The sequence below is a fragment of the Streptomyces sp. SLBN-31 genome, assembly GCF_006715395.1.
GTDB lineage: Bacteria > Actinomycetota > Actinomycetes > Streptomycetales > Streptomycetaceae > Streptomyces.
The window spans coordinates 2693793-2716872 of sequence record NZ_VFNC01000001.1; the positions used below are offsets into that span (position 1 = coordinate 2693793).

The 23080-nt window shown below is 71.5% G+C and carries 18 protein-coding genes and 1 pseudogene; 11 read left to right on the forward strand and 8 right to left on the reverse strand.

Annotation, left to right across the window (positions count from 1 at the left end):
• Positions 1 to 13: 13 nt before the first annotated feature.
• From FBY22_RS43860 to FBY22_RS12395, 4 genes and pseudogenes are all read right to left on the reverse strand, one after another.
• Positions 14 to 190: a hypothetical protein gene (locus tag FBY22_RS43860; RefSeq protein WP_160159869.1), complete on the reverse strand. Its 177-nt coding sequence runs from the start codon at positions 188 to 190 to the stop codon at positions 14 to 16.
• A 166-nt stretch (positions 191 to 356) separates the two neighbouring features.
• Positions 357 to 935: pseudogene (locus FBY22_RS12385) on the reverse strand (flotillin domain-containing protein); the annotation flags it as partial.
• Positions 936 to 1004: 69 nt separating this feature from the next.
• Entirely contained in the window at positions 1005 to 1232 is a 228-nt protein-coding gene (locus FBY22_RS12390; protein WP_174267129.1) for a hypothetical protein, read from the reverse strand.
• 25 nt (positions 1233 to 1257) lie between these two features.
• Positions 1258 to 2682: an amidase gene (locus FBY22_RS12395; protein ID WP_142145024.1), complete on the reverse strand. Its 1425-nt coding sequence runs from the start codon at positions 2680 to 2682 to the stop codon at positions 1258 to 1260.
• Between the two features lie 245 nt (positions 2683 to 2927).
• On the opposite strand from FBY22_RS12395, the gene FBY22_RS12400 reads away from it, so the two are divergent.
• Positions 2928 to 4316, forward strand: a complete 1389-nt coding sequence (locus FBY22_RS12400; RefSeq protein ID WP_142145026.1) for a glycoside hydrolase family 43 protein — start codon at positions 2928 to 2930, stop codon at positions 4314 to 4316.
• Positions 4317 to 4351: 35 nt separating this feature from the next.
• Positions 4352 to 4798 carry an HIT family protein gene (locus tag FBY22_RS12405; RefSeq protein WP_142145028.1) on the forward strand — a complete coding sequence of 149 codons (447 nt, stop codon included), beginning with the start codon at positions 4352 to 4354 and terminating at the stop codon, positions 4796 to 4798.
• Positions 4799 to 4820: 22 nt separating this feature from the next.
• Here FBY22_RS12405 and FBY22_RS12410 read toward each other — a convergent pair whose 3' ends face one another.
• Positions 4821 to 5243: a hypothetical protein gene (locus FBY22_RS12410; protein WP_142145030.1), complete on the reverse strand. Its 423-nt coding sequence runs from the start codon at positions 5241 to 5243 to the stop codon at positions 4821 to 4823.
• A 160-nt stretch (positions 5244 to 5403) separates the two neighbouring features.
• Here FBY22_RS12410 and FBY22_RS12415 point away from each other — a divergent pair, with 160 nt between their 5' ends.
• Together FBY22_RS12415 and FBY22_RS12420 are read left to right on the forward strand one after the other, a co-directional pair.
• On the forward strand, positions 5404 to 6432 hold the full coding sequence (locus FBY22_RS12415) for an alpha/beta fold hydrolase (protein ID WP_142145032.1): 1029 nt from the start codon (positions 5404 to 5406) through the stop codon (positions 6430 to 6432).
• 116 nt (positions 6433 to 6548) lie between these two features.
• Entirely contained in the window at positions 6549 to 9173 is a 2625-nt protein-coding gene (locus tag FBY22_RS12420; RefSeq protein WP_142145034.1) for a LamG-like jellyroll fold domain-containing protein, read from the forward strand.
• 12 nt (positions 9174 to 9185) lie between these two features.
• Here FBY22_RS12420 and FBY22_RS12425 read toward each other — a convergent pair whose 3' ends face one another.
• From FBY22_RS12425 to FBY22_RS12435, 3 genes are read right to left on the reverse strand one after another with little or no spacing between them, the layout of a single operon-like run.
• Complete coding sequence (locus FBY22_RS12425; RefSeq protein WP_142145037.1) at positions 9186 to 10208, reverse strand: TolB-like translocation protein; 1023 nt, start codon at positions 10206 to 10208, stop codon at positions 9186 to 9188.
• Positions 10209 to 10240: 32 nt separating this feature from the next.
• A complete protein-coding gene (locus tag FBY22_RS12430) occupies positions 10241 to 11698 on the reverse strand; it encodes an MFS transporter (protein ID WP_142145039.1) in 1458 nt (485 codons plus the stop codon).
• Positions 11699 to 11728: 30 nt separating this feature from the next.
• Positions 11729 to 12580 (reverse strand): glycosyltransferase family 2 protein, encoded by an 852-nt coding sequence (locus FBY22_RS12435; protein WP_142145041.1) that lies wholly within the window; start codon positions 12578 to 12580, stop codon positions 11729 to 11731.
• A gap of 318 nt (positions 12581 to 12898) precedes the next feature.
• On the opposite strand from FBY22_RS12435, the gene FBY22_RS12440 reads away from it, so the two are divergent.
• The 7 genes from FBY22_RS12440 (at position 12899) to FBY22_RS12470 (ending at position 23000) form a co-directional block, all read left to right on the forward strand.
• A complete protein-coding gene (locus FBY22_RS12440) occupies positions 12899 to 14305 on the forward strand; it encodes a sugar transferase (protein ID WP_260844807.1) in 1407 nt (468 codons plus the stop codon).
• 38 nt (positions 14306 to 14343) lie between these two features.
• Positions 14344 to 15393, forward strand: a complete 1050-nt coding sequence (locus FBY22_RS12445) for a Gfo/Idh/MocA family protein (RefSeq protein WP_260844808.1) — start codon at positions 14344 to 14346, stop codon at positions 15391 to 15393.
• Between the two features lie 31 nt (positions 15394 to 15424).
• A complete protein-coding gene (locus FBY22_RS12450) occupies positions 15425 to 16399 on the forward strand; it encodes an NAD-dependent epimerase/dehydratase family protein (RefSeq protein WP_142145047.1) in 975 nt (324 codons plus the stop codon).
• Positions 16396 to 17535 carry a DegT/DnrJ/EryC1/StrS aminotransferase family protein gene (locus FBY22_RS12455; RefSeq protein WP_222127753.1) on the forward strand — a complete coding sequence of 380 codons (1140 nt, stop codon included), beginning with the start codon at positions 16396 to 16398 and terminating at the stop codon, positions 17533 to 17535. The genes FBY22_RS12450 and FBY22_RS12455 overlap by 4 nt, the downstream gene beginning before the upstream one ends.
• Positions 17532 to 18221 (forward strand): acetyltransferase, encoded by a 690-nt coding sequence (locus FBY22_RS12460; protein ID WP_142145049.1) that lies wholly within the window; start codon positions 17532 to 17534, stop codon positions 18219 to 18221. Before FBY22_RS12455 ends, FBY22_RS12460 begins: the two co-directional genes overlap by 4 nt.
• Entirely contained in the window at positions 18218 to 19336 is a 1119-nt protein-coding gene (locus FBY22_RS12465) for a DegT/DnrJ/EryC1/StrS aminotransferase family protein (RefSeq protein ID WP_142145051.1), read from the forward strand. The genes FBY22_RS12460 and FBY22_RS12465 overlap by 4 nt, the downstream gene beginning before the upstream one ends.
• Positions 19337 to 19466: 130 nt before the next feature.
• Positions 19467 to 23000, forward strand: a complete 3534-nt coding sequence (locus FBY22_RS12470) for a DUF4082 domain-containing protein (RefSeq protein ID WP_260844810.1) — start codon at positions 19467 to 19469, stop codon at positions 22998 to 23000.
• Positions 23001 to 23080: the final 80 nt, after the last annotated feature.

Below are 23080 nucleotides of genomic sequence, written 5' to 3' on the forward strand. Positions count from 1 at the left end.
CCCGTACGATCCGTCAGCCCGCGGAGTCCGCCGCCTGTTCGGCCAGCCGGTCGAGCAGATCCCTGGCCGCACTGTCCGCGCCGGTGCCGTTCTGCCGGTCGTGTCCCTCTTCTGTGGGCTGCGTTCCCTCACCGAGGGGTTCGGCGATGTCCTCCGCCTCGTCCCCGGGGTTCTTCGCCGACTCGGACACGTGGCCTCCTCGGGGTGTGTGCGGTCCGTGCACAGGGGGATGCTTCCGGCTCCCGACCGAGCCCGGCCAGGGGGCGCTTGAAGCACAGGGGAGCACGGCAGAGCCCGGGGGCTCTCGAAACCGGGGCCCCCGGGCGTGCTGTCCGGGCGGTCGCCCGTCCCCGCGCCTACCCCTCCCCGTCCACCGGCACCTTCTGCGACGCCGGCGGCGTGACCCCGTTCAGGGACGCCGAAGTCCCGTTCGGTGTCTGCCCGTTCTGGTTCATCGACGCCAGCAGCTGGCGGGCGAGCCCGAGGCCGGCGCCGCCCATGGTGAGCGCCTTTGTGAACATGTCCGTCATGCCGTCGGCGCCGTTGAGCAGCACCATGTTGTCGACGCTGCCGAAGGCGGACGTGCCGGCCCGCACGATCTCCGGCCAGTTCTCGGCGAGTTGCTGGGCGACGACCGCCTCCTGGTTCTCGGCGAGCGCGGCCGCCCGGGCCTTGATGGCCTCCGCCTCGGCGAGTCCCCTGGCCTTGGTCGCCTCGGCCTCCGCCAGACCCCTCGCCTGCGCGGACGCCGCCTCGGCCTCACCGGTGGCCCGTATCGCGGCAGCCGTGGCGGCACCGCGGGCCTTGGTCGCCTCCGCCTCGGCACCCGCGGCCGTCTTGACCCTGGTCGCCTCGGCCGCCGCCGCGAGCTCCGTCTCCTTGGCCTTGGCCTGCGCCGCCGAGATCCGCGCGTCACGCTCGGCCTCGGCCAGCGTCCCCAATCTTGACGCGCGGCCCGCGAAGCGCCTCTCACCTGCGCGGAAGCAGGCTCACCTGTCGACCCGTCAGACGGCTTGGCCGTCGTAGGCCTCGGTGACGTAGACGGTCCTCGGCGGCAGGTACTCCACCACCGTCACCACCGTGCCCCGCTCGATCCGCGCCGCCCCCGGGGCCGGGTGGGCGAGGAAGTGCTCGGCCCCGCCGCGCACCCGGACGATCACCTCGCCGACGAGCCCGGGCCCGACCGTCCCGGTGACCCGCCCCATGAGCCCGACCATCGACGCATCGTCCATGGTCACAGGGTACGCACCAACCCGCCTACGCCACCGGGGAGTTCGAGGCCAGGCGCTGCGGCGGCCACGCCTCGTGCCAGCGCAGCTCCGCCTCCAACTGCGCGGCCAGCGAGATCAGCAGCGGTTCGCTGCCGGCGGGACCCAGGAGCTGGGCGCCGACGGGCAGCCCGTCGCCGACGAATCCGGCGGGCACATTGACCCCCGGCCAGCCCAGCACGTTCCACGGCCAGGCGTAGGGGCAGGCGGCGATCATCGCCCGGTCGGTGGCGAAACCGCCGAGCGACAGCATCGCCCCGATGCGCGGCGGGGGAGCGGCCGTCGTGGGCGCGAGGACGACGTCGTACGACTGGAAGAATCGGCCGATACGACGGTGCAGCACCGCCTCCGCCCGCCGCGCCGCCCGCAGCGGTGCCCCGCCGAGCAGCCGTCCGAGACGGGCGGCGTCACGCGTGCGCCGGTCCAGGAGGGCGGGGAAGGGGGCCTCGACGACGCGTTCGGCGATACCGGCGGTGGCCCGGGGCACGAAGGTGAGGCCGATCTGGCCGTACGGCGGATCGGCCTCCTCCACGAAGTGCCCCAACCGGCTCATTCTCTCGGCGAGTTCGACGACCTTCGCGCGGACCTCCGGCCGCAGGCGCGCGGGTACCGCGGTGAACGGCGGCTTGAGCGACAGGGCGACGCGCAGCCGGCCGGGGTCGCGGCCGACGGCCTCGGCCGCCCGAATGGCCGGCGGCCGGTGCGGGTCGAGCTGGTGGTTGCCGCTCGCGGCGTCGAGGAGGAGCGCCGCGTCCGCGACCGTGCGCGCGAGCGTGCCGTTGACGGTGATGCCCTGGAAGGACTCGCCGCGCGGCCAGGTGGAGATGCGGCCGCGCTGGGGCTTGATGCCGACCAGGTGGGTCCAGGCGGCGGGGATGCGCACGGAGCCGGCGCCGTCGGAGCCCAGGGCGGCGGGCACCAGTCCGGCGGCGACCGCGGCGGCCGACCCGCCGGAGGAACCGCCCGGGGTGTGCCCGGTGTTCCACGGGTTGCGGGTCGCCCCGAACGCGGGCCCCTCGGTGAACGGCCACTGCCCGAATTCACACGTGTTGGTCTTGCCGACGACGATGGCGCCGGACGCCCGCAACCGCCGTACGGCCTCGCCGTCCCGGGCGACGGGCGGGAACTCCCCGGCGCAGCCGAACGCGGTCGGCAGGCCGGCGACGTCCATGTCGTCCTTGACGGCGACCGGCACGCCGAGCAGCGGCCCCCGCGCCCCGGCCGCCAACTCCTCGTCGGCGGCGTCGGCTTCGGCGAGCGCGGCGTCCGCCCGCACGATCCGGAAGGCGTTGAGCGAGCCCTGGGTGGCCTCGATGCGGGCCAGCGCCCGCTCCACCAGTTCCCGCGAGGTCACTTCCCCCTCGGCCAGCGCTCGGGCGGACTCCGCCAGGCCTGCGGCACGGTCGAGCGTCATACGGGACACCTCCGGAAGCGGGTTGTCTACCGAACGGTAACGTGTGCCGGCCCGCCTCGGTACGGCATGTCGAACATCCCTGACCCGCGCGTCTGCCGAACGGCGGCACATGCGCCGCACAGGTCGCGTGGAGCCCCGCTCAAAGCATTGACGTGCTCACGCCGCACCCTTACCTTCTGACCGACTTGCCGAACCATGTTCGAAATCCCGCATCTCATGGTTCCGGCTCGACCAAGGAGCCGCACGTGACCACACGACCCCCCGCCCCGTCCCGCCGCGCCCTCCTGCGCGCGATGGCCGCCCTGCCCGCCTCGGCGCTCGTCCTGGGCGAACTCCCCGGCCTGCTCGGAACGGCGGCCGCCGCCGTACCCGCGAGCGGCTCGGCCACCCGCTACACCATCGTGCCGTTCCTCAACAGCGACGACGGTACGGTGAACGTCTACCAGTCCGACGACGCGACCGACTTCCGCCTCGTACGGGCCTCCGCCTACACCCCGCCCGCCAACCGCATCCGCGACGCGAGCGTCTTCAAGCACGCCGACGGCTCCTACTACCTGACGTACACCACGCACACCTGGCAGGACGTCAGCACCACCATCGGCTTCGCGCGCAGCTCCGACCGGGTCAACTGGACCTTCCTGTACGACTACACGGTGCCGATCGCCAACCTGTCCCGGGCGTGGGCGCCGGAGTGGTTCGTCGACGGCGACGGCAGCGTGAACGTCATCGTGTCCTGCTCGACGACCGACAACGAGTGGATCTTCACGCCGTACGTGATGAAGGCGACCAACTCCGCGCTGACGTCCTGGAGTTCACCGACCGCGCTGTCGGGCATCGGCGCCAACCACATCGACACGTACATCGTGCGGATCGGCGCGACCTACCACGCGTTCACGAAGAACGAGACGGCCAAGTACATCGAGTACGGCACGGCGTCGAGCCTCATCGGCCCGTACACGATCACGAAGACCGGCGACTGGGCCGGCTGGGGCAGTTACCGCGAGGGCCCGTCGGTCGTCCAGCTCGACAACGGCGCCTGGCGGATCTTCTTCGACGGTTACGGAGACGGCAACTACTACTACAGCGACAGCTACGACACGTTCGCGACCTGGTCCGCCCCCAAGGCGTTGCCGGTCGTCTCGGGAACGGCACGCCACTTCACCGTCATCAAGGAGACCGTGTCGGGCGGAGTGACCCTCCCGACGAACGTCTCCCGCTCGTTCCGGTCCGCCAACTACCCGACCCGGTACTGGCAGGAGCAGTCGTCCCTGCTGAACCTCCCGGTGGTGACCGGTTCCAGTACGACCGCGGAGAAGCAGGCGTCGTCCTTCACGGTCGTCTCCGGCCTGGCGGACTCGGGCGCCTTCTCCTTCCGTGACGCGTCCGGCAACCACCTGCGCCACTACGGCTTCCGGGGCCGCTTCGACGCGAACGACGGCACGTCGACGTTCGCCAGGGACGCGACCTTCGTCGCCAGGACGGGTTCGGCGACCGGCTCGGTCAGATTCGAGTCGTACAACTACCCGGGCCACTACCTGCGGCACTACGACTACCAGCTGCGAGTCGACCCCACCGACGGCACGGACCAGTTCCGGCAGGACAGCTCCTTCACACCGGTCACGGCCTGGGCCTGAGAGCGGGGGGGCGTCCCGGGGCATATCGTCGACCCATGACAGTGGATCACCCCGCGGAGGACTGCGTCTTCTGCGAGATCGCCGCCGGGACCGCCCCCGCACGCGTCGTCGCCGAGACCGCGCAGACCCTGACCTTCCTGCCGGTGCACCCGGCACACGCCGGGCACGTGCTGGTCGTGCCCCGGCGGCATGTCGCGGACATCTGGGAACTCGACGGCCCCACGGCGGCGGCCGTCGGCGCGGAGGTGCTCCGGGCGGCCCACGCCGTGCGGGCCGCGCACCGCCCCGAGGGACTCAACATCATCCAGTCCTCGGGGGAGGTGGCCACACAGTCGGTGCCGCACGTGCACGTGCACGTGGTACCGCGCTACCTGGGCGACCGGATGCCGCGGCTGTGGCCCGAGAAGGGTGAGGAGGACCAGGACCTGCTCGACGACTCGGCGCGACGGCTGCGCGCCGCTTTCGCCACGCGGCAGCCCTGAGGGGGAACGCAAACGATCTCGGTCACAGCACGAAAAGCAGCGCGAACACCTGGGCGAAGGCGAGGCCCCCGTAGAAGAAGGCCAGGGTGGGGGAGACGGCCGCCTTCACGGCTCCCGCCCTCTCCCGGCCGGGGGTCACGTCCAGGGCGAACGGCTCCACCTCGGTCCCAGGACGGCGAACCCGGTCGTACAGCCGTCGGAACAGCCGCTCCTGGTACAGGAAGTAGCCGTCCAGGACCCAGAACGCGATGATCGGGACGAAGCTCACCAGCGCGACGGATTTCCTGCCGTTCCCGGCCGCGTAGGCGAGCAGCGCGCCGGTGACGGTCAGGGCCCAGCCCTTGATCAGGAACGAGTTGTTGCCCATCCGGGCCACGATCACCTGGATCAGCTCCAGGTGCTTGATCCGGCCCTCGCTCAGCTCAGAGTCGTTCCCCGCCGACATCCGCCCCCCTGGCAACTGGTCCTCCGTACAGCTTAGTTGCCCACCCGGCGGCCGGAGCTACTTCCGTGGGTGTACGTGCGCTCACGCCCGTGGGTGGATGATCTCGGCTCCGGGCCGGGCGATCCTGTGAACGGAGAGACCGGGCAGAGGGGATAGTCACATGGATGCCGACCCCGAGGCCGGGCCGACTGAGGCCCCGCGGGCGGATGCCGATGTCGTCCACCGCGCGACCACGCGGCTCGGGCGGTGGGGGCGGCGCGCGGTGCTCGCCCTTTCGGTGCTGCTGTTGGTCGTCACCGCGGCGTCCCTCACCTACAACGCGTTCACCGCGGGACGTGCCGCGCCGCCCGCCGGACTGCGCTACGTCCAGGCGGCCGACATCCGCACCCGCTACCGGGAATGGGGCACGACCGGCTCGCCCGTCGTGCTCGTCCACGGCGCCTTCGAGCAGGCGGACACCTGGTCCCGACTCGCACCCCTGCTCGCCCGCGACCACCGGGTCTACGCGCTCGATCTGACCGGGGACGGCTACAGCAGGCGCCGCGGCCCCTACACCGTCGACCACTTCACCCGGCAGCTCCTGGGCTTCCTGAGCGCCATGCACCTCGGCGGGCCGGGTGAACGTCCCCTGCTGGTGGGGCATTCGAGCGGCGCCGCGGTCGTCACGGAGGCGGCACTGCGGGCCCCGGGGCGGATCGGGAGCGTGATGCTGCTCGACGGGGACGCCCTGGACACCGGCGCCGGACCGCCGCCCGGGCTCGGCTACGTGCTGATCGACCCCTATCGCACCAGCCTGCTGCGTCTCGGCCTGAGCGCCGACCTGATCCGCGCGGTGTACGACGCCCAGTGCGGGCCGGCCTGCCCCCGCCTGGACGCCGCCGGAGTGGACGAGTGGCGCCGGCCGCTGCGGGTGGCGGGTGCCGAGGCGGCTCTGTGGGACATGCTCGGCCAGGGCGTGCCCGGCCTCCCGGCGAGCCGGGTCGCCCGTCTCGCCGACGTCCGCATCCCCAAGTCCGTGGTGTTCGGCGCGCAGGACGACGTGTTCAGCAAGCAGGCCCCGCGGCAGACGGCCCGGCGCATCGGCGCTCCGCCGCCCACCCTCGTCCCCGGCGCCCGCCACCTGACGATGATCTCCAGCCCTCGCCAGGTCGCGGCCGCCGTGGAATCCCTGGCCCACGCAACCCCGTAAAGCATTGCCGTACGAGGGGTGTTGACGGCCCGAGTCGACACCCTAAGATCCCTGCTGCTCGAAGTACCGACCGCTGTACGAAATGTCGAACGGTCTGTCACCAAGGAATGAGCCGCATGCCTTCAGAAGCCGGAGTGCCCCGCAGAACCGTCCTCACCGTCCTGGGGGCCGCGTCCGCCGCATCTCTCGCCGGGACCTTCGCCGCCACCCCCGCCGGAGCCGCCCCACTCACGGGAACGACCGCCGGCGCAGCGCCCGCGGACCTCCCCGCCGCTGCCGCCCACTGGGCGTTCGAAGAGGGTTCCGGCACCTCGGCCGCCGACTCGTCGGGCAACGGCCGCACCGCGACCCTCCGGGGCGCCGCCGGCTGGGACACCGGCAAGGTCGGCGCCCACAGCCTCAGCCTCACCGCGGGCGGCGACGCCACCGCGTCCGGGCCGGCCCTCGACACCTCCAAGGCGTTCTCGGTGGGCGTCTGGGTCAACCTCGCCCAACTCGGCGGCTACCAGACGGCCGTGAGTATCGACGGCAAGGTCGTCAGCTCCTTCTACCTGGGGCTGCGGGACGACACCGGCACCTTCGCCTTCGCCCGGCTCGCCTCGGACGCCACCCAGAACGCCGCCGTCGCGGCCGCCGCCTCGGCACCCACCACCGGCACCTGGACCCACCTGACCGGTGTCAGCGACCCGGCCGCCGGCGTCATCCGCCTCTACGTCAACGGCGTACTGGAGGGCGAGACCGCCTACACCGCGGGCTGGGCCGGCAGCGGCGACACCGCCGTCGGCCGTGCCCTCTACGGCGGCGGCCACGTCGACCAGTGGCACGGCCTGATCGACGACGTGCACATGTTCCCGGCCGCCCTGACCGCCGAGCAGGTCGCCGCGCTGGCCGGAGTGCCGGTGGAGAACACGACCCCGCTGCTCAGCGTCGACGTCGGCAACCCCGCGCACGCCGTGTCCCCGATCCTGCCCGGTTTGATGTTCGAGGACATCAACCACTCCGGCGAGGGCGGCATCTACGCCGAACTGGTGCAGAACCGCTCGATGATGGCCGACGACACCGCGCCGCTGCACTGGTCCGCCGTGGGCGGCACCGCCCTCTCCCTCGACGCCGACACCCCGCTCAACACCGCGCTCGACCGCTCCCTGAAGGTCGTACTGCCGAGCGGTACGGGCGCCGGACACCGCGCCGGTGTCGCCAACGACGGCTTCTGGGGCATACCCGTGCGGCCCCGGACCACCTACACGGCCCGGCTGTTCGCCAAGGCCTCGCGTCGCGTCGGCCCGCTCACCGTGGCCATCGAGTCGGCGGACGGGGCCAAGGTCTACGCCTCCGCCCAAGTGCCGCACATCGGCACCACCTTCCGCGGCCGCCCGTTCGAACTGACCCTGCGCACCGGTCCGGGCGCGCCGGTGACGGGTGACGCGAGGCTGACCGTCACCACGGCCGACCCCGCCGCCGCGGGCGAGACGCTGTGGCTCCAGCACGTGTCCCTCTTCCCGCCGACCCACCGCAACCGGCCCAACGGCCTGCGCATCGACCTGATGGAGAAACTGCTCGCTCTCAAGCCGAAGTTCCTGCGCTTCCCCGGCGGCAACTTCCTCGAGGGCAACACCATCGCCACGCGGTTCGACTGGAAGACCACCATCGGCCCGGTCTGGGAGCGCCCCGGCCACATGGACGACGCCTGGGGCTACTGGTCCACCGACGGCCTCGGACTCCTCGAATACCTGCAGTGGACCGAGGACCTGCGCGCCCAGCCCGTCCTCGCCGTCTTCGCCGGCTACTCGCTCAAGGGCGAACACGTCACCGGCGACGCGCTCCAGCCGTTCATCCAGGACGCGCTCGACGAGATCGAGTACGTCACCGGCCCGGTCACCAGCAAGTGGGGCGCGCGCCGAGCGGCAGACGGCCATCCGGAGCCGTTCCCCCTGGAGTTCGTGGAGATCGGCAACGAGGACTGGTTCGACATCTCGGGCTCGTACGACGAGCGGTTCGCGGCCTTCCACGACGCGATCAAGGCGAAGTACCCGCAGCTGAAACTGATCGCCACGACGACCGTGAAGAGCCGCACGCCGGACTTGATCGACGAGCACTACTACCTCGCGCCGTCCGCGGCGCAGGCCTCCACGCACAAGTACGACAACCGGGACCGAGGTTCGACGAAGGTGTTCGTCGGGGAGTGGGCGGCACAGGAGGGCCGTCCCACACCCGACCTCAACGCGGCGCTCGGCGACGCCGCCTGGCTGGCGGGACTGATCCGCAACTCCGACCAGGTCCTCATGGAGTGCTACGCGCCGCTGTTCTCGCACGTCAAGAACAACGTGTGGGCCACCAACCTGATCGCCTACGACAACGTCGACAGCTATGTGTCGCCCAGTTACTGGGCGCAGCAGATGCTGACGAGCAGGCTCGGGAAGACGGTGCTGCCGGCCACCGCGCGGGCGCTGCCGGGCCTCGCCACGGTCGCCACCCGCTCCGGTGACCGCCTCTACCTCGCGGTCGTCAACTCCGGTACGCAGAAGCTGAATGTGCCGGTCGAGCTGCGGGGACTGGTCAAGGGGGTCAGGAGCCGGGCCACCGCGACGGTCCTGACGGGCGCCTCGCGCACGGCCACCAACACCCTGACCGCCCCCGACACGCTGGTGCCGAGGACGAGCACCGTCGCCGGCGCGGCACCGTCTTTCACGAGTGTCGTACCACCGCTCTCGGTGACCGTGCTGGAACTCCGCCTGACCTGACCGCGCCCACGGCTAGAGCGGCGCCGGGGAGGAGGCCCCCGCGATCAGGAGACGGGGAGAGCCCGTTCCGTTCGCGGGGACGCTCCACAGGTCGCTGGTGCCGACCTTGCCGTCCGTGGGAAGGGCGTAGGCGACGGTGCGGTCGTCGAGCCAGGTGGCCTGGTCGTCGACGCTGTGGCGTTCGGCCAGCGGCGTCTCCTTCAGCGTCCTGAGGTCGAGGACGTACTCGTGCCACAGGTCGGTCCGCGACAGGATCCGCTTCTTGAAGGCGACGCGGGTCCCGTCGGGGGAGAGCGAGGGGCACTCGACGTTCTCGACCAGCGTCGTGACCGTCCGCCGGGAGAGCGAACCCCGCACCAGATATGTCTTGTTGGCGGTGTTGAGAGTGGCGTAGAAGGTGTCGTCGTCGGAGCCGAAGGTGACGCCCCAGAAGTTGATGTCCGAGGCGTGGTAGGGCTTGCCGTCCTTGACGACGGAGAACGTCTCCAGGCTCGGGGTCAGCTTCATGGTGCGGGTGTCCAGGACCGAGGTGCGGGTGGAGAAGAACGCCGAGGAGTAGGACTCGCCGGAGACGAACACGCTCCAGGCGACGAAGCGGCCGCTGGGCGAGACCCGGGCCCGGCTGGGGGTGCCCGCGAGCGCGAAGGTGTGCCGGGTGCGAAGGTTCGCGTCCAGCAGGAGGGCGCGGTTGCTCTGCTTGAGGACGCCGGTGGTGGACTGGAGGCAGACGCCCGTGCCGGCCGCCGCGTAGAAGCGTGCGCACTTCAGGTCCGAGGCGGTGCGCCGGCCCTTGGGGTCGGCGGACGCGACGGAGGCGACGGCCGTGCGGTGCGGGCCGGCGGCTCCGTTGACGAAGACCAGCCGCCTGCTCTGACGGAGCGTCAACTTGCCGTCGGCCACGGTGGGTCCGCCCGCCTGCGGCCGGTTCTGGTGGTCCGCGCGGGCGACGGCGTGCAGGACCACGCCGGTGCCCACGCCCGCGAGGACCAGGACCGCCGCGACGAGTACGAGCAGGCGGCGGCGCGTCGATGTCATGTGGATCCTCGTGGTTCGGTTCGCTGAGGTGGTCATCGGGTCTCGTCGGCGGGTCGCAGCACCACGCCGGCGACGGTGGCGCAGCACAGCAGGCCGACCGCCGAGCCGGCCAGCGCCGGGCCGGGGCCCCACATCGTCCAGGCGGCCCCGAAGGCGAGGGAGCAGCAGAATCTGGCCAGCGCCTGGCTGGTGCCGACGATGGCCAGGCCGCTGGCGCGCAGATGGTCGGGCACGACACCGGCCAGGGCGGCGGGGAGCACCCCGTCGGTTGCCGCGTAGAACATGCCGTGCAGGGCGAGGACCAGGAAGGGCAGGGCCGGCGTGGCCGGCGCCCAGAGCAGCAGGGCGTAGCCGGTGAGCAGGACCGCGTGCCCGGCGAGGAACACGGTACGGCGTCCGATCCGGTCGGCCAGGGTACCGAAGGGCACGGCGAGCAGCAGGAAGACGGCGGCGGTCCCGAGCGGCAGCAGCGGGAACCACCCCTCCGCGATACCCGTGCGCCGTTGCAGCAGCAGGTAGACGAACGCGTCGCTGACGGTGGTCAGGCCGAGCAGGGCCGCGCACCCGGCGAGCGCCCGCAGTCGGGGCAGGCGCAGCAGCGCCAACGCCTCGTGGACGCGGACGGGTTGCCTGCCGCCGGCCGCGGACCCCTCGGCCGCCACCACTCCGCTCGTGCCCAGGTCCTGGGGCCCTGCCTGTTGCGGCGAGCCCGGGGCCTGGGGCAAACGCTGAGTTCCCGGGTCCCGCGGCACGCCCGGCGTCTGCCGCAAGGGCTGGGTTCCCGGGTCCGGCCCTGCCTCCGGCGTCCGTCGCTGGTCCTGGGGTTCCGTGTCCCGTGGCGCGCGAGGTGCCCGTCCTCTGCCCGGCACGAACAGCACCAGTACCAGCACGCCGAGCACGGCGACGCACGCGCTCACGCCGAACACGGCGTCGTAACCGTCGGCCGCCGCGCGCAGGATGAGGAAGGCCGTGAGCGGGCCGAGCAGCGCGCCGGTGGTGTCCATCGCCCGGTGCACACCGAAGGCCCGGCCCTGTCTCTCGGTGGGCGTGGACAGGGAGATCATCGCGTCGCGCGGGGCGGTGCGCAGGCCCTTGCCGGTCCGGTCCAGGGCGAGGACCGTGCCGAGCGCGCCGACACTGCTCGCGAGCAGCAGCAGCGGCTTGCACAGCGCGGACAGTCCGTAGCCGAGCCCCGCCATCAGCTTGTGGTTGCGCACCCGGTCGGCGAGGTGCCCGCCGGTCAGCTGGACCAGCGCGCTGACGCCGTTGTAGACGCCGTCGAGGGTGCCGAAACCGAGCGGGCTGAAGCCGAGCGTGGTGACGAGGTACAGCGGCAGGACGGCGGTGACCATCTCCGATGAGATGTCGGTGATCAGGCTGACCGTGCCCAGGACGAGGACGATCGGGGCGACTCCGGTCACCGGTCCGCGTCTTCGGCCCTGGTCGGCGGCGCCCGCCTTCGGGGGCGCGGAGCGATCCGTGAGGTACAAGTGGTGGCTCCCGGTACGACGGTCGTGCGATCAGTTCTGCCGGCTGCTCTCGTCCCGCAGCCAGGTGCCGAAGTCCTGTGCGCGGATGGCCTTTCGGGACGCCCGCCGGGCGGCGAGCGCCGCCGCGACGAAGACCACGACGCTCGGGAGAAGCTCCGGTTTCCCGCGGACGATGGCTTTCAGGTCCGCCTTGCTCGTGCGCGCCGAGGCCTCTCGCGGTGCCTGATGCTGTTCGACCTGTGCGGTGGAGACCGCCGCCCGGATGCGCCGTCTGATCAGATCCGGCCATGTGCGGGGCGGTCGGATCACGACGCCGGCCGCCTCGACCACGCGCCGCTCGCGCGCGGTGAACGCCAGGGAGGCGGCCAGGTCGTCCGCCATCAGCGGCGGCAGCGCGGAGATCCGCGCGTGCCCGGCCTTGGAGACGGCGATGACACCCCGGCCGAACAGCCCCTCGCGTACGGCGGGCAGCCGCTGCCACACCCGGTAGTAGGCGCGCACCCGCCAGGCACAGCCGGCGAGCGGAATGCGCCGCTCCGGGGCGGTGGCCAGGATGCCCGAGGCCTCGTCCTCCAGGGGCCCGGTCAGCTCTCGCACGTCGGCGCCGCTGATCACGACGTCGGCGTCCACGTAGACGCGCGGGAAGCCGCGCGCGCGGTCGTCACCCGCGCGCAGGGCGGCGTGCTTGGACGGCACGGGGATCTCCACCACCCGCACGCGCGGGCCCCGGGCGGCCGCGACGCTCGCGGTGTCGTCCGTGCAGCCGTTGCACACGACCACGATGTCGGGGTCGTCGTCGGAGAGGGAATCGGTCAACAGCGCGTCGAGGAGTCTTCCGAGGACAGGCGCCTCATTGTGGGCCGGGATCACGATGCTCGTCACGCGGGCAGTATGCCGCCGGTGTCACTATTGCGACATGTGTTTCGTCCAACTGTTCCCGACACTGCGCCGCGTGGTCTAGATTGATGGCGGCCGGACCGGTTTGGGTGGGGAACTTGTTCTTGACTGCATGTCACGGTACGGCTGAGTGACACGTTTTGATCAATCAGTAGCCAGCATGCTGGGTGCATGAGGCGGTTGGGGAACCGCCGAAGCTCCCATCGCTTTCCAGCGCCCTCTCTTCGAGGGCGCTTCGGTCAGGGGTACCGCGCATGTGGTGGGGGGCGCATGACCATTGAGGTCACGCATGAGCAAGTTGGTGTGGATCACAGACGTCCACCAGCTCGCCGAAGACGTTGGGAACAGAAGTACCGGATTCTTCTCCTGGCCGCGGACGGCTTCGCAGCCGCAGCCGCGGCCTTCCTGGTCCACGCGGTCTACGACCGGTGGGCGGTCGCCCTGGTGCTGCCGCCGACCTGGATCGTGGCCATGCTCGCCCACCGGTCCTACGACCGCGGTGTGCTCGGCCTGGGTGTCGAGGAGTACCGACGGGTGCTCCGCGGGGCCGTCGCGCTGCCGGCGCTGGCCGCCCTCGCGTACGGGCTGTTCAGGCACGATGCGGGGCTCCTCCATGACATGATCATGGCGGTTGTGCCGGCTGCGGTGATCGCCCTCGCGGTCCGGTACTGGCTGCGCCGCCGACTGCACCGGCGATGGGCGCGCAGCCCCGACGGAACTGCGACGCTCCTGGTCGGACCGGCCCACGGGGTCGCCGAACTCATCGCCGTACTGCGGCGCGGCGGCACTCCGCGGCTCCAGGCCGCCGGAGTCTGCCTGACCGACCCGGAGAACGCCTCGCAGATCCGCAGGCTGGGGGTCCCCGCGCTCGGCGGTGTCGGTGACATGAACGACGTCGTGCGCGCCCTGGGCATCACCACCGTGGTGGTGCTGCCCGCCCCCGAACTCGACGCCTCCCTCCTGCGCCGGATCTCCTGGACCGCGGCCGTGCAGGGCGTCGACTTCCTGCTCGCCCCCGTGCTGACCGACGTGTCCGCGGCCCGCCTGGCCGTACGGCCCACCAACGGCGTGCCGCTGGTGCGGATCAGGCCCCCGAACCTCTCCCGGGTCTCCCGGCTGCCCAAGGAGCTGCTGGATCGTTCCCTCGCGGCCGCGCTGCTGCTGTTCCTCGCTCTGCCGATGCTGGTGATCGCCCTGGTCGTCCGGCTCGACAGCCCCGGCCCCGCGCTCTTCCGGCAGCAGCGAGTCGGCAGGTACGGCGACCAGTTCACCATGTTCAAGTTCCGCACGATGCGCTCCGACTCCGAGGCGCTGCGCGCGGAGCTGGAGCACCTCAACCAGAACAGCGACGGCCTGCTGTTCAAGGTGAAGAAGGACCCCCGGATCACCCGGGTCGGCTCCTTCCTGCGACACAGCTCGATTGACGAACTCCCGCAGCTCATCAACGTCGTGCGGGGCCAGATGTCGCTCGTCGGCCCGCGTCCGCCGCTGCCCGAGGAGGTCGAGGAGTACACCTCGGACATCAAACGCCGCCTGCTGGTCAAGCCCGGCCTCACCGGCCTGTGGCAGGTCAGCGGCCGCTCCGACCTCCCCTGGGACGAGGCCGTCCGGCTCGATCTCGGATACGTGGACAACTGGTCGATGGGCCTGGACCTGTCGATCCTGGCGCGCACCGGGTCCGCGGTGGTGCGGGGAACGGGGGCCTACTGATGGACCGCCCACTGAAGGACCACAGGAAGAGGAAGACAGTGACGCAGGAGCCGTTGGGGGTCGCCGTCGTCGGTGCCGGCTACTGGGGCCCCAACCTCGTACGCAACTTCCAGGCCAGCGAGCGGTTCCGGCTGCGCTGGCTGTGCGACCTCGACGTGGACCGGGCCCGGCGGGTCCTCGGGGGCTACTCCACGGTCGAGGCCACCGCCGACTACGCGGCCGTCCTCGCCGACCCCGACGTGGCCGCCGTCGCCGTCGCGACGCCCGCGGGCACCCACCTCGACATCGCCCTGGCCGCCCTGCGCGCCGGAAAGCACGTCCTGGTGGAGAAGCCGCTCGCGGCGACCTACGCCGACGGGGTGCGCCTGGTCACCGAGGCCGAGGAACGCGGCCTGACCCTGATGTGCGACCACACCTACTGCTACACGCCCGCGGTGGGCCGTATCCGCGAAATGGTCCGGGCCGGCGACCTCGGCGAGATCCACTTCGTCGACTCCGTCCGCATCAACCTCGGGCTGGTGCAGAAGGACATCGACGTCCTGTGGGACCTGGCCCCGCACGACCTGTCCATCCTGGACTTCATCCTGCCCGCGGGCGTCGAACCCGTCGCCGTCGCCGCCCACGGAGCCGACCCGATCGGCGCCGGACAGGCCTGCGTCGCCTATCTGACGCTCACGCTCAGCACCGGGGCCATCGCCCACGTCCACGTCAACTGGCTCTCCCCGACCAAGGTGCGCACCACCATGGTCGGCGGCTCCAAGCGCACCCTGCTCTGGGACGACCTCAACCCCCTGCAGCGGGTGGCCGTCTACGACCGCGGCGTGGAGATGGCCGCACCGCAGGAGATCGGCGCGGACGAGCGCAGGGAGATGCTCGTCTCGTACCGCTCCGGCGACATGGTCGCGCCCGCGATCGGTGAGAAGGAAGCGCTGCGCAGCATGGTCGACGAGTTCGGTGACGCCATCAGGGCGGGCCGGGCGCCGCTCACCGACGGCCGGGCGGGCCTGAGGGTGCTGGACATTCTCGAGGCGGCGTCCCGGAGCCTCGAATTCAAGGGCGCGGTCGTCGGCCTGCGCGCCGGGCGTTGACAGATCCGAAATCCCTGAGAGGTAACAGCACTTGAGCAGCGTACGAGGCAAGAAGATCCTGGTCACCGGGGGAGCGGGCACCATCGGCTCCAACCTGGTCGACCTCCTGGCCGAGGGCGGCGCCCGCGAGATCGTCGTGCTCGACAACTTCGTGCGCGGACGGCGGGCCAACCTTGCCAAGGCCCTGCCCAGCGGGGTCGTGGAGGTCGTCGAGGGCGATGTCCGGGACGTCGAGACCGTACGGAAGGTCACCGAGGGCGCCGACCTGGTGTTCCACCTGGCCGCGATCCGCATCACCCAGTGCGCGGAGGAGCCCCGGCTCGCCAACGAGGTCCTGGTCGACGGCACCTTCAACGTCCTGGAGGCGGCGGCCGAGGCCGGCGTCGGCAAGGTCATCGCCTCCTCCTCGGCGTCCGTCTACGGCATGGCCGAACAGTTCCCGACGACCGAGCGCCACCACCCGTACAACAACGACACCTTCTACGGCGCCGCCAAGGCCTTCAACGAGGGCATGCTGCGCAGCTTCCACGCCATGTACGGCCTGGACTACGTGGCCCTGCGCTACTTCAACGTCTACGGCCCCCGCATGGACATCCACGGCCTCTACACCGAGGTCCTCATCCGCTGGATGGAGCGCATCGAGGCGGGCGAGCCGCCGCTGATCCTGGGCGACGGCACGCAGACCATGGACTTCGTCGACGTGCGCGACATCGCCAGGGCCAATGTCCTCGCGGCAGAGTCGGACCTCACCGACGAGGTCTTCAACATCGCCAGCGGTACGGAGACCTCGCTGAAGGAACTCGCCGAAGGCCTGCTGGAGGCCATGGGCGCCGAGGGTCTGCAGCCCGAACACGGGCCCGCCCGCGCGGTCAACGGCGTGGTCCGGCGCCTCGCGGACACCTCGCACGCCGCCGAACGCCTCGGGTTCACCGCGCAGATCGACCTGCGCACGGGCCTCAGGGATCTGGTCGAGTGGTGGCGCGCGGAGCGGGAGGCCGCCAAGTGAGCACCGACCGCATCCCGGTGATGATCCCCTGGCTCGGCGAGGAGGAGGCGAGGGCCGCCTCCGACGCCGTGCTGTCCGGGTGGGTCGCCCAGGGCCCGAGGGTCGCCGAGTTCGAGCGGACCTTCGCCGAACGGGTGGGGGCCGAGCACGGCATCGCCGTCAGCTCCTGCACGACCGCCCTGCACCTCTGCCTCGTCGCGCTCGGCCTCGGCCCCGGCGACGAGGTCGTGGTGCCGTCGCTGTCGTTCATCGCCACCGCCAACGCCGTACGGTACGTCGGCGCCGAACCGGTGTTCGCCGACGTCGACCTCGCCACCGGCAACCTGACCCCGGCCACCGTGGACGCGGTACGCACCGCCCGCACCAGGGCCGTCCTCGCCGTTCACCAGGGCGGCGTACCGGCCGACGTGCACGCCCTGCGCGCCGCCTGCGCCGAGTGGGATCTGCCCCTGGTCGAGGACGCGGCCTGCGCCATCGGCTCCACGGTCGGCGGCAAGCCCGTCGGGCACGGCGCGCTGCTCGCCGCCTGGTCCTTCCACCCCCGCAAGGTGGTCACCACCGGCGAGGGCGGCATGATCACCACCGACGACGCCCAGTGGGCGGCCCGGCTGCGCCGGCTGCGCGAGCACGGCATGAACGCCTCGGCGGCCGACCGGCACGCGAGCGACAAGCCGGTCCTGGAGAGCTACCTGGAAGTCGGCTTCAACTACCGGATGACCGATATCCAGGCCGCCGTCGGCCTGGTCCAGCTCGGCAAGCTCGAGGCGATGATCGCCCGCCGCCGCGAACTGGCCGCCCGCTACGACGCGTTGCTGCACGACGTCCCGGGCCTGACGCCCGTGCGCGACCCCGAACACGGTCAGAGCAACTTCCAGTCCTACTGGGTGCTGCTGGAAGAGGACTTCCCCGTCGGCCGGGACGACCTGCTCGCCGCGCTCGCCGCGGCCGGTGTCTCCGCGCGGCGCGGAATCATGGCCGCGCACCTCGAACCCGCCTACGCGGACCACCCGAGGGCCCCGCTGCCGGTCACCGAGCGCCTCACCCGAGACTCGCTGATCCTGCCCCTGTTCCACACCATGACCGAGGCCCAGCAGGACCGCGTCGTGGCCGTACTGCATGAACAGGCCGGCGGATGACGGAACTTGTCATCATCGGCGCGGGCGGCTTCGCCCGGGAGACCGCACAGGCCGTACGGGACGCGGGCGGCTTCGAGCTGCTCGGCCACTTGGACGACAACGCGGCCCTGCACGGCACCGCGGTGGACGGCGTGCCCGTCCTCGGCGGCTGTGACCTGGTCCACCGGCTGCCCGCCGCCCGGGCGGTGGTCTGCGTCGGCAACCCGCGGGACTACGCGGCCCGCGCCCGCCTGGTCCGCCGGCTCGCCCTGCCCGAGGACCGCTACGCCACCGTGATCCACCCGACGGCGTCGGTGTCGCGGTCCTCCCGGGTCGGCCCCGGTTCGGTGCTGCTCGCGCACTGCGCGCTGACCGCCGCCGTCCGGGTGGGCGCGCACGTCGCCGTGATGCCGCAGGTCGTCCTCACCCACGACGACGTGGTCGAGGACTTCGCGACGCTCGCCTCCGGAGTACGCCTGGGCGGCGGAGCGCGGCTGGAACGGGGGGCCTATGTGGGCTCCGGCGCGCTCGTCAGGGAGGGGACGACGGTCGGCGCCTGGTCGCTGATCGGGATGGGCAGTGCCGTGCTCGGCGACGTTCCGCCGGGCGAGGTCTGGGTGGGGAGCCCGGCCCGGCGGCTGCGCGCGGCGGACGCGCCCGCGCTCGACGAACTCGCAGTACCGACAGTGGGGGGACCGCTGACATGAACCAGATTCCGCTTGTCGACCTCAAGGCGGCTCATGAGGAGGTCGCCGGCGAGGTACGGGCCGGATTCGAACGGGTCCTGGCGAACACCGCGTTCGTCGGCGGCGAGGAGGTCCGCCGATTCGAGCGCGAGTACGCCGAGTTCGGCGGAGTCGCGCACTGCGTCGGCGTCGCCAACGGCACCGACGCCGTCGAACTCGCCCTGCGCGCGAGCGGAGTGGGCCCGGGCGACGAGGTCGTGGTGCCCGCCAACACCTTCATCGCCACCGCCGGCGCGGTGGCCCGGATCGGGGCGCGCCCGGTCCTGGCGGACTGCCTGCCCGACAGCCATCTCCTCGACCCACAGGCCGCGTTGGACGCGATCGGCCACGCCACCCGCGCGGTCGTCCCCGTGCACCTGTACGGCCAGATGGCCGACGTGACGGCACTGACCGCCCAACTCCCTGAAGGGGTGGCGGTGGTGGAGGACGCCGCCCAGTGCCAGGGCGCCACCCGCGACGGCCGTGCGCCGGGCAGCGGCGGCATCGCGGCCACCAGCTTCTACCCGGGCAAGAACCTCGGGGCCTACGGCGACGCGGGCGCGGTGCTCACCGACGACGAGGAACGCGCCGGCCTGGTGCGGGCGATCGCCAACCACGGCGGAGTCGCCAAGTACCGCCACGACGTCCCCGGGTTCAACAGCCGCCTGGACGGGCTGCAGGCCGTCGTCCTGCGGGCCAAGCTGGCGCGGCTGGCCGACGGCAACGCGGCCCGCCGGGCGGCCGCCGCCCGCTACGACGCGCTGCTCGCCGACCTGGCCGACGCCGGCCGGGTCGTCCTCCCCGTGACCGTGCCGGGCAACCTCCATGTCTGGCACCTGTACGTCGTCCAGGTCGTCGGCGCCGACCGGGACGACGTCGTCGGCAAGCTCAACGCGGAGGGCATCGGCGCGGGCGTGCACTACCCCGCCCCGGTCCACCTCACGCCGGCGTACCGCCATCTCGGCCACCGCCGGGGCGACTTCCCGAACGCGGAGCAGGCAGCGGACCGCATCCTCTCGCTGCCGCTCTACCCGCAGATCACGCCCGAGCAGCAGCAGCGGGTCGTCGACACGCTCGCCGACGCGCTGGGCATCTGACCGCCCCCCACGCCTTACCGCCGGCCCGAGGGTCGGTCCTGCACAGCACCGCTGAGAGGTACGCATGAAAAGATGGAGCAGACGGATCAGAGGCGGTCGCCTCGCCGTCGTAGCGGCATTGATATTGGCGGTGCTCCCGCTGGCCGGGTCCGCCCAGGCGGCATCCGATCCATGCGGGTCGGGCTCCAACGCCATCGTCTGTGAGAACTCCAAGGCGGGCAGCCCGAAGACCGACTGGTTCTCGCCCAACGCCTACGGCGACATCAAGGGCTTCACGACCAAGGAGAGCGTCCAGGCGGGCGACACCGTCCAGTTCAAGGTCCAGTCGCCGGTCTCGTACAACATCCAGATCTACCGGCTGGGCTGGTACGGCGGCGACGGCGCCCGCCAGATGTCCACCGCGGCCCAGGCCGCCCAGACGTACCCGGCGAACTACACCTCCAAGGCCGCCAGTTGCACCACCAAGAGCAGCACCGGCCTGGTCGACTGCGGCAACTGGCCGGTGACCGCGACCTGGAACGTGCCCAGCGACGCCGTGTCCGGCCTGTACATCGCCAACATCACGCAGACCGACGGCGACGGCCTGATGCCGTACCCGTTCGTGGTACGCAACGACGCCAGCACCTCCGATGTCGTCGTACAGACCAGTGACCAGACCTGGCAGGCGTACAACGACTACGGCGGCCAGGACCTGTACGGCGGCACCGGGCCCGCGCCCGACGGCCGCGCCTACGAGGTCAGTTACAACCGGCCGCTGGACATCGGCGGCGACAACGGCATCTACGGCTCCGAGTACATGATGCTGTCCTGGCTGGAGCGCAACGGCTACGACGTCAGCTACACCTCCGGGGTGCAGGTGTCGTCCGCGGGCGGCGCCACCCTGCTGAAGAAGCACAAGGTGTACCTGTCGTCCGGCCACGACGAGTACTGGACGCAGAGCCAGTACTCCAACGTCCTGGCGGCCCGGAAGGCCGGTGTGCGGGAGGCCTTCTTCAGCGGCAACGAGGTGTTCTGGAAGACGCGGCTCGCGCCGAGCATCGACGGCACCAGCACGGCCGACCGCACCCTGGTCTGCTACAAGATGACCAAGATGGCGCAGAACAACGGGATCGCCGATCCCAGCGGCGTGTGGACCGGCACCTGGATGGACCCGGCGAGCACCGACTACGGGCAGACGTACCAGCCGCCTAACATCCTCACCGGCTCCATGTTCACCGTGAACGGCTACCGGGCCGACGCCATCACCGTCCCCGGCTCCTACGGCAAGAACCGCATCTGGCGCAACACCTCCGTCGCGAACCTCACCGCCGGCCAGACCGCCACCTTCCCGACGGGCACCCTCGGCTACGAGTGGGACAGCGATCTCGACAACAGCACCCGGCCCGCCGGCGCGATCGACGTGTCGTCCACGACCGTCGACATCAACGACGGCAAGCTCCGCCAGGACTGTGGCAACCTCTACGGCAACGGCACCGCCACGCACAACCTCGTCGAGTTCCGCGACCAGGACTCCGGGGCGCTGGTGTTCGGCGCGGGAACCGTGCAGTGGTCGTGGGGCCTGACCAACGTGCCCACCTACGACCCCGCCGACACGGTGGTCACCGAGGACTCCCGGATGCAGCAGGCGACGGTCAACGTCCTCGCCGACATGGGAGTCCAGCCGCTGACCCGGCAGAGCAACCTCGTCGCCGCCACGGCCTCCACCGACACCACCGGCCCGTCCGTCACCGTGACGAGCCCGTCCTCCGGCGTGACCGTGCCCGCGCTGAAGCCGGTCACCATCAAGGGCACCGCCAGTGACTCCGGCGGCGTCGTGGCCCGCGTGGAGGTGTCCACGGACGGCGGTACGACCTGGAAGGCCGCCACCGGCCTGACGTCCTGGACCTTCAGCTGGACCCCGACCACCCCGGGCTCGGCCTCCGTCAAGGTCCGCGCGGTCGACGACAGCGTCAACATCGGCGCCGTCACCACCATCCCGCTGACCGTCGGCCCCCAGGCCTGCCCCTGCACCGTCTGGCCGGCCTCCGCCGTGCCCGGCACCGTCAACGGCGGCGACGGCGGCTCGGTCGAGCTCGGCGTCAAGTTCCGTACCACGGTGGCCGGTTCCATCACCGGGGTCCGCTTCTACAAGTCGCCGGTGAACACGGGCACCCACATCGGCAACCTGTGGACGGCCTCCGGCACCCGCCTGGCCACCGGCACGTTCACGGGCGAGACGGCCTCCGGCTGGCAGCAGCTGAACTTCTCCGCCCCGGTCACCGTCAAGGCCAACACCACGTACGTCGCCTCGTACTTCGCCCCCAACGGCGGATACTCCTACGACACCACCTTCGCCGGCAGCGACGCCGGACTGGCCCCGCTGACGGCCCTGAAGTCCGGCACCGACGGGGGCAACGGCGTCTACCACTACGGCTCCACCAGCGCCTTCCCGTCCTCGCAGACCTCCGGCAGCAACTACTGGGTCGACGTCGTCCTGGACACCTCGACGGCCAGCACCACCCCGCCGACCGTCACCTCGACCTCACCGACCTCCGGGGCGACCGGCGCCTCGATCACGGCACCGGTGTCGGCCACCTTCAGCTCGGCAGTCGACACCGACAGCGTGACTTTCACCCTGAAGGACCCGGACGGCAACACCGTGCCGGGCGCCGTCACCTTCCCCGCCTCCAACAAGGCGACCTACACGCCGTCGACGGAACTGGAACTGCACACCACGTACACCGCGTCCGTCCAGGCCTCCGACGTGTGGGGCAACGCCATGACGGACCCGGTGACCTGGTCGTTCACCACCAGCTCCACACCGCCAGCGGTCACCTGCCCCTGCACGCTGTGGAGTTCCTCCGCGGTCCCGGCCACCCCGGACATGACCGCCGACCCCAACTCCGTCGAGCTGGGCACCCGCTTCACGTCCTCCGCGGCCGGCTGGGTCACCGGTGTCACCTTCTACAAAGGCACCGGCAACACGGGCACCCACACCGGCAGCCTGTGGACCGACGACGGCACCCTGCTCGCCAGCGGCACCTTCACCAACGAGACCGCCTCCGGCTGGCAGACGCTGACCTTCGCCACCCCGGTGGCCATCACCGCGGACACCGGGTACGTCGTCTCCTACCACGCGCCGAACGGCAACTACGCGGTGGACGGCGGCTACTTCGCGGCGGCCCACAAGTCCTATCCGCTCACGGCCACGGCCGACACCACCACCCACCACAACGGGCTCTACAGGTACGGCAGCGGTTCGGCCTTCCCCAACGGTTCCTACGGATCGTCGAACTACTGGGTGGGACCCGTCTTCACCGCCGACAACCCGACCACGTCCCTGGCGTCGGAGACGGCCGCCTCGGAGGTGACCGCGTCCACGGTGGAACACACCGCCGACGCGGCGAACGCCCTCGTCATGGCCGTGCAGAAGAAGGCCCCGGTGGCGTCCGTGAAGGCGACCGTGACCGTGCTGAGCGGCTCCAAGGCCGCCGGCAAGCTCCACGTCACGGCCGTCGTCTCCTACAACCGGGCGACGCACAAGGTGTCCGTGCACCTGTCCTCGCCGCTGCCGGACGGCACCCGGTTCAAGGTCACCGTCACGGCCAGGGACAAGCACCACCACACGGTGAAGTCCCACGGCTGGACCCTGACCGGCAAGACCACTTTCAAGAAGAAGAACTGACGGACCCGGCACCGACCCGTCCCCACACACCGTCGGTGGTCCGCGCCAGCACGGCGCGGACCACCGGCGGGGATTGGCTT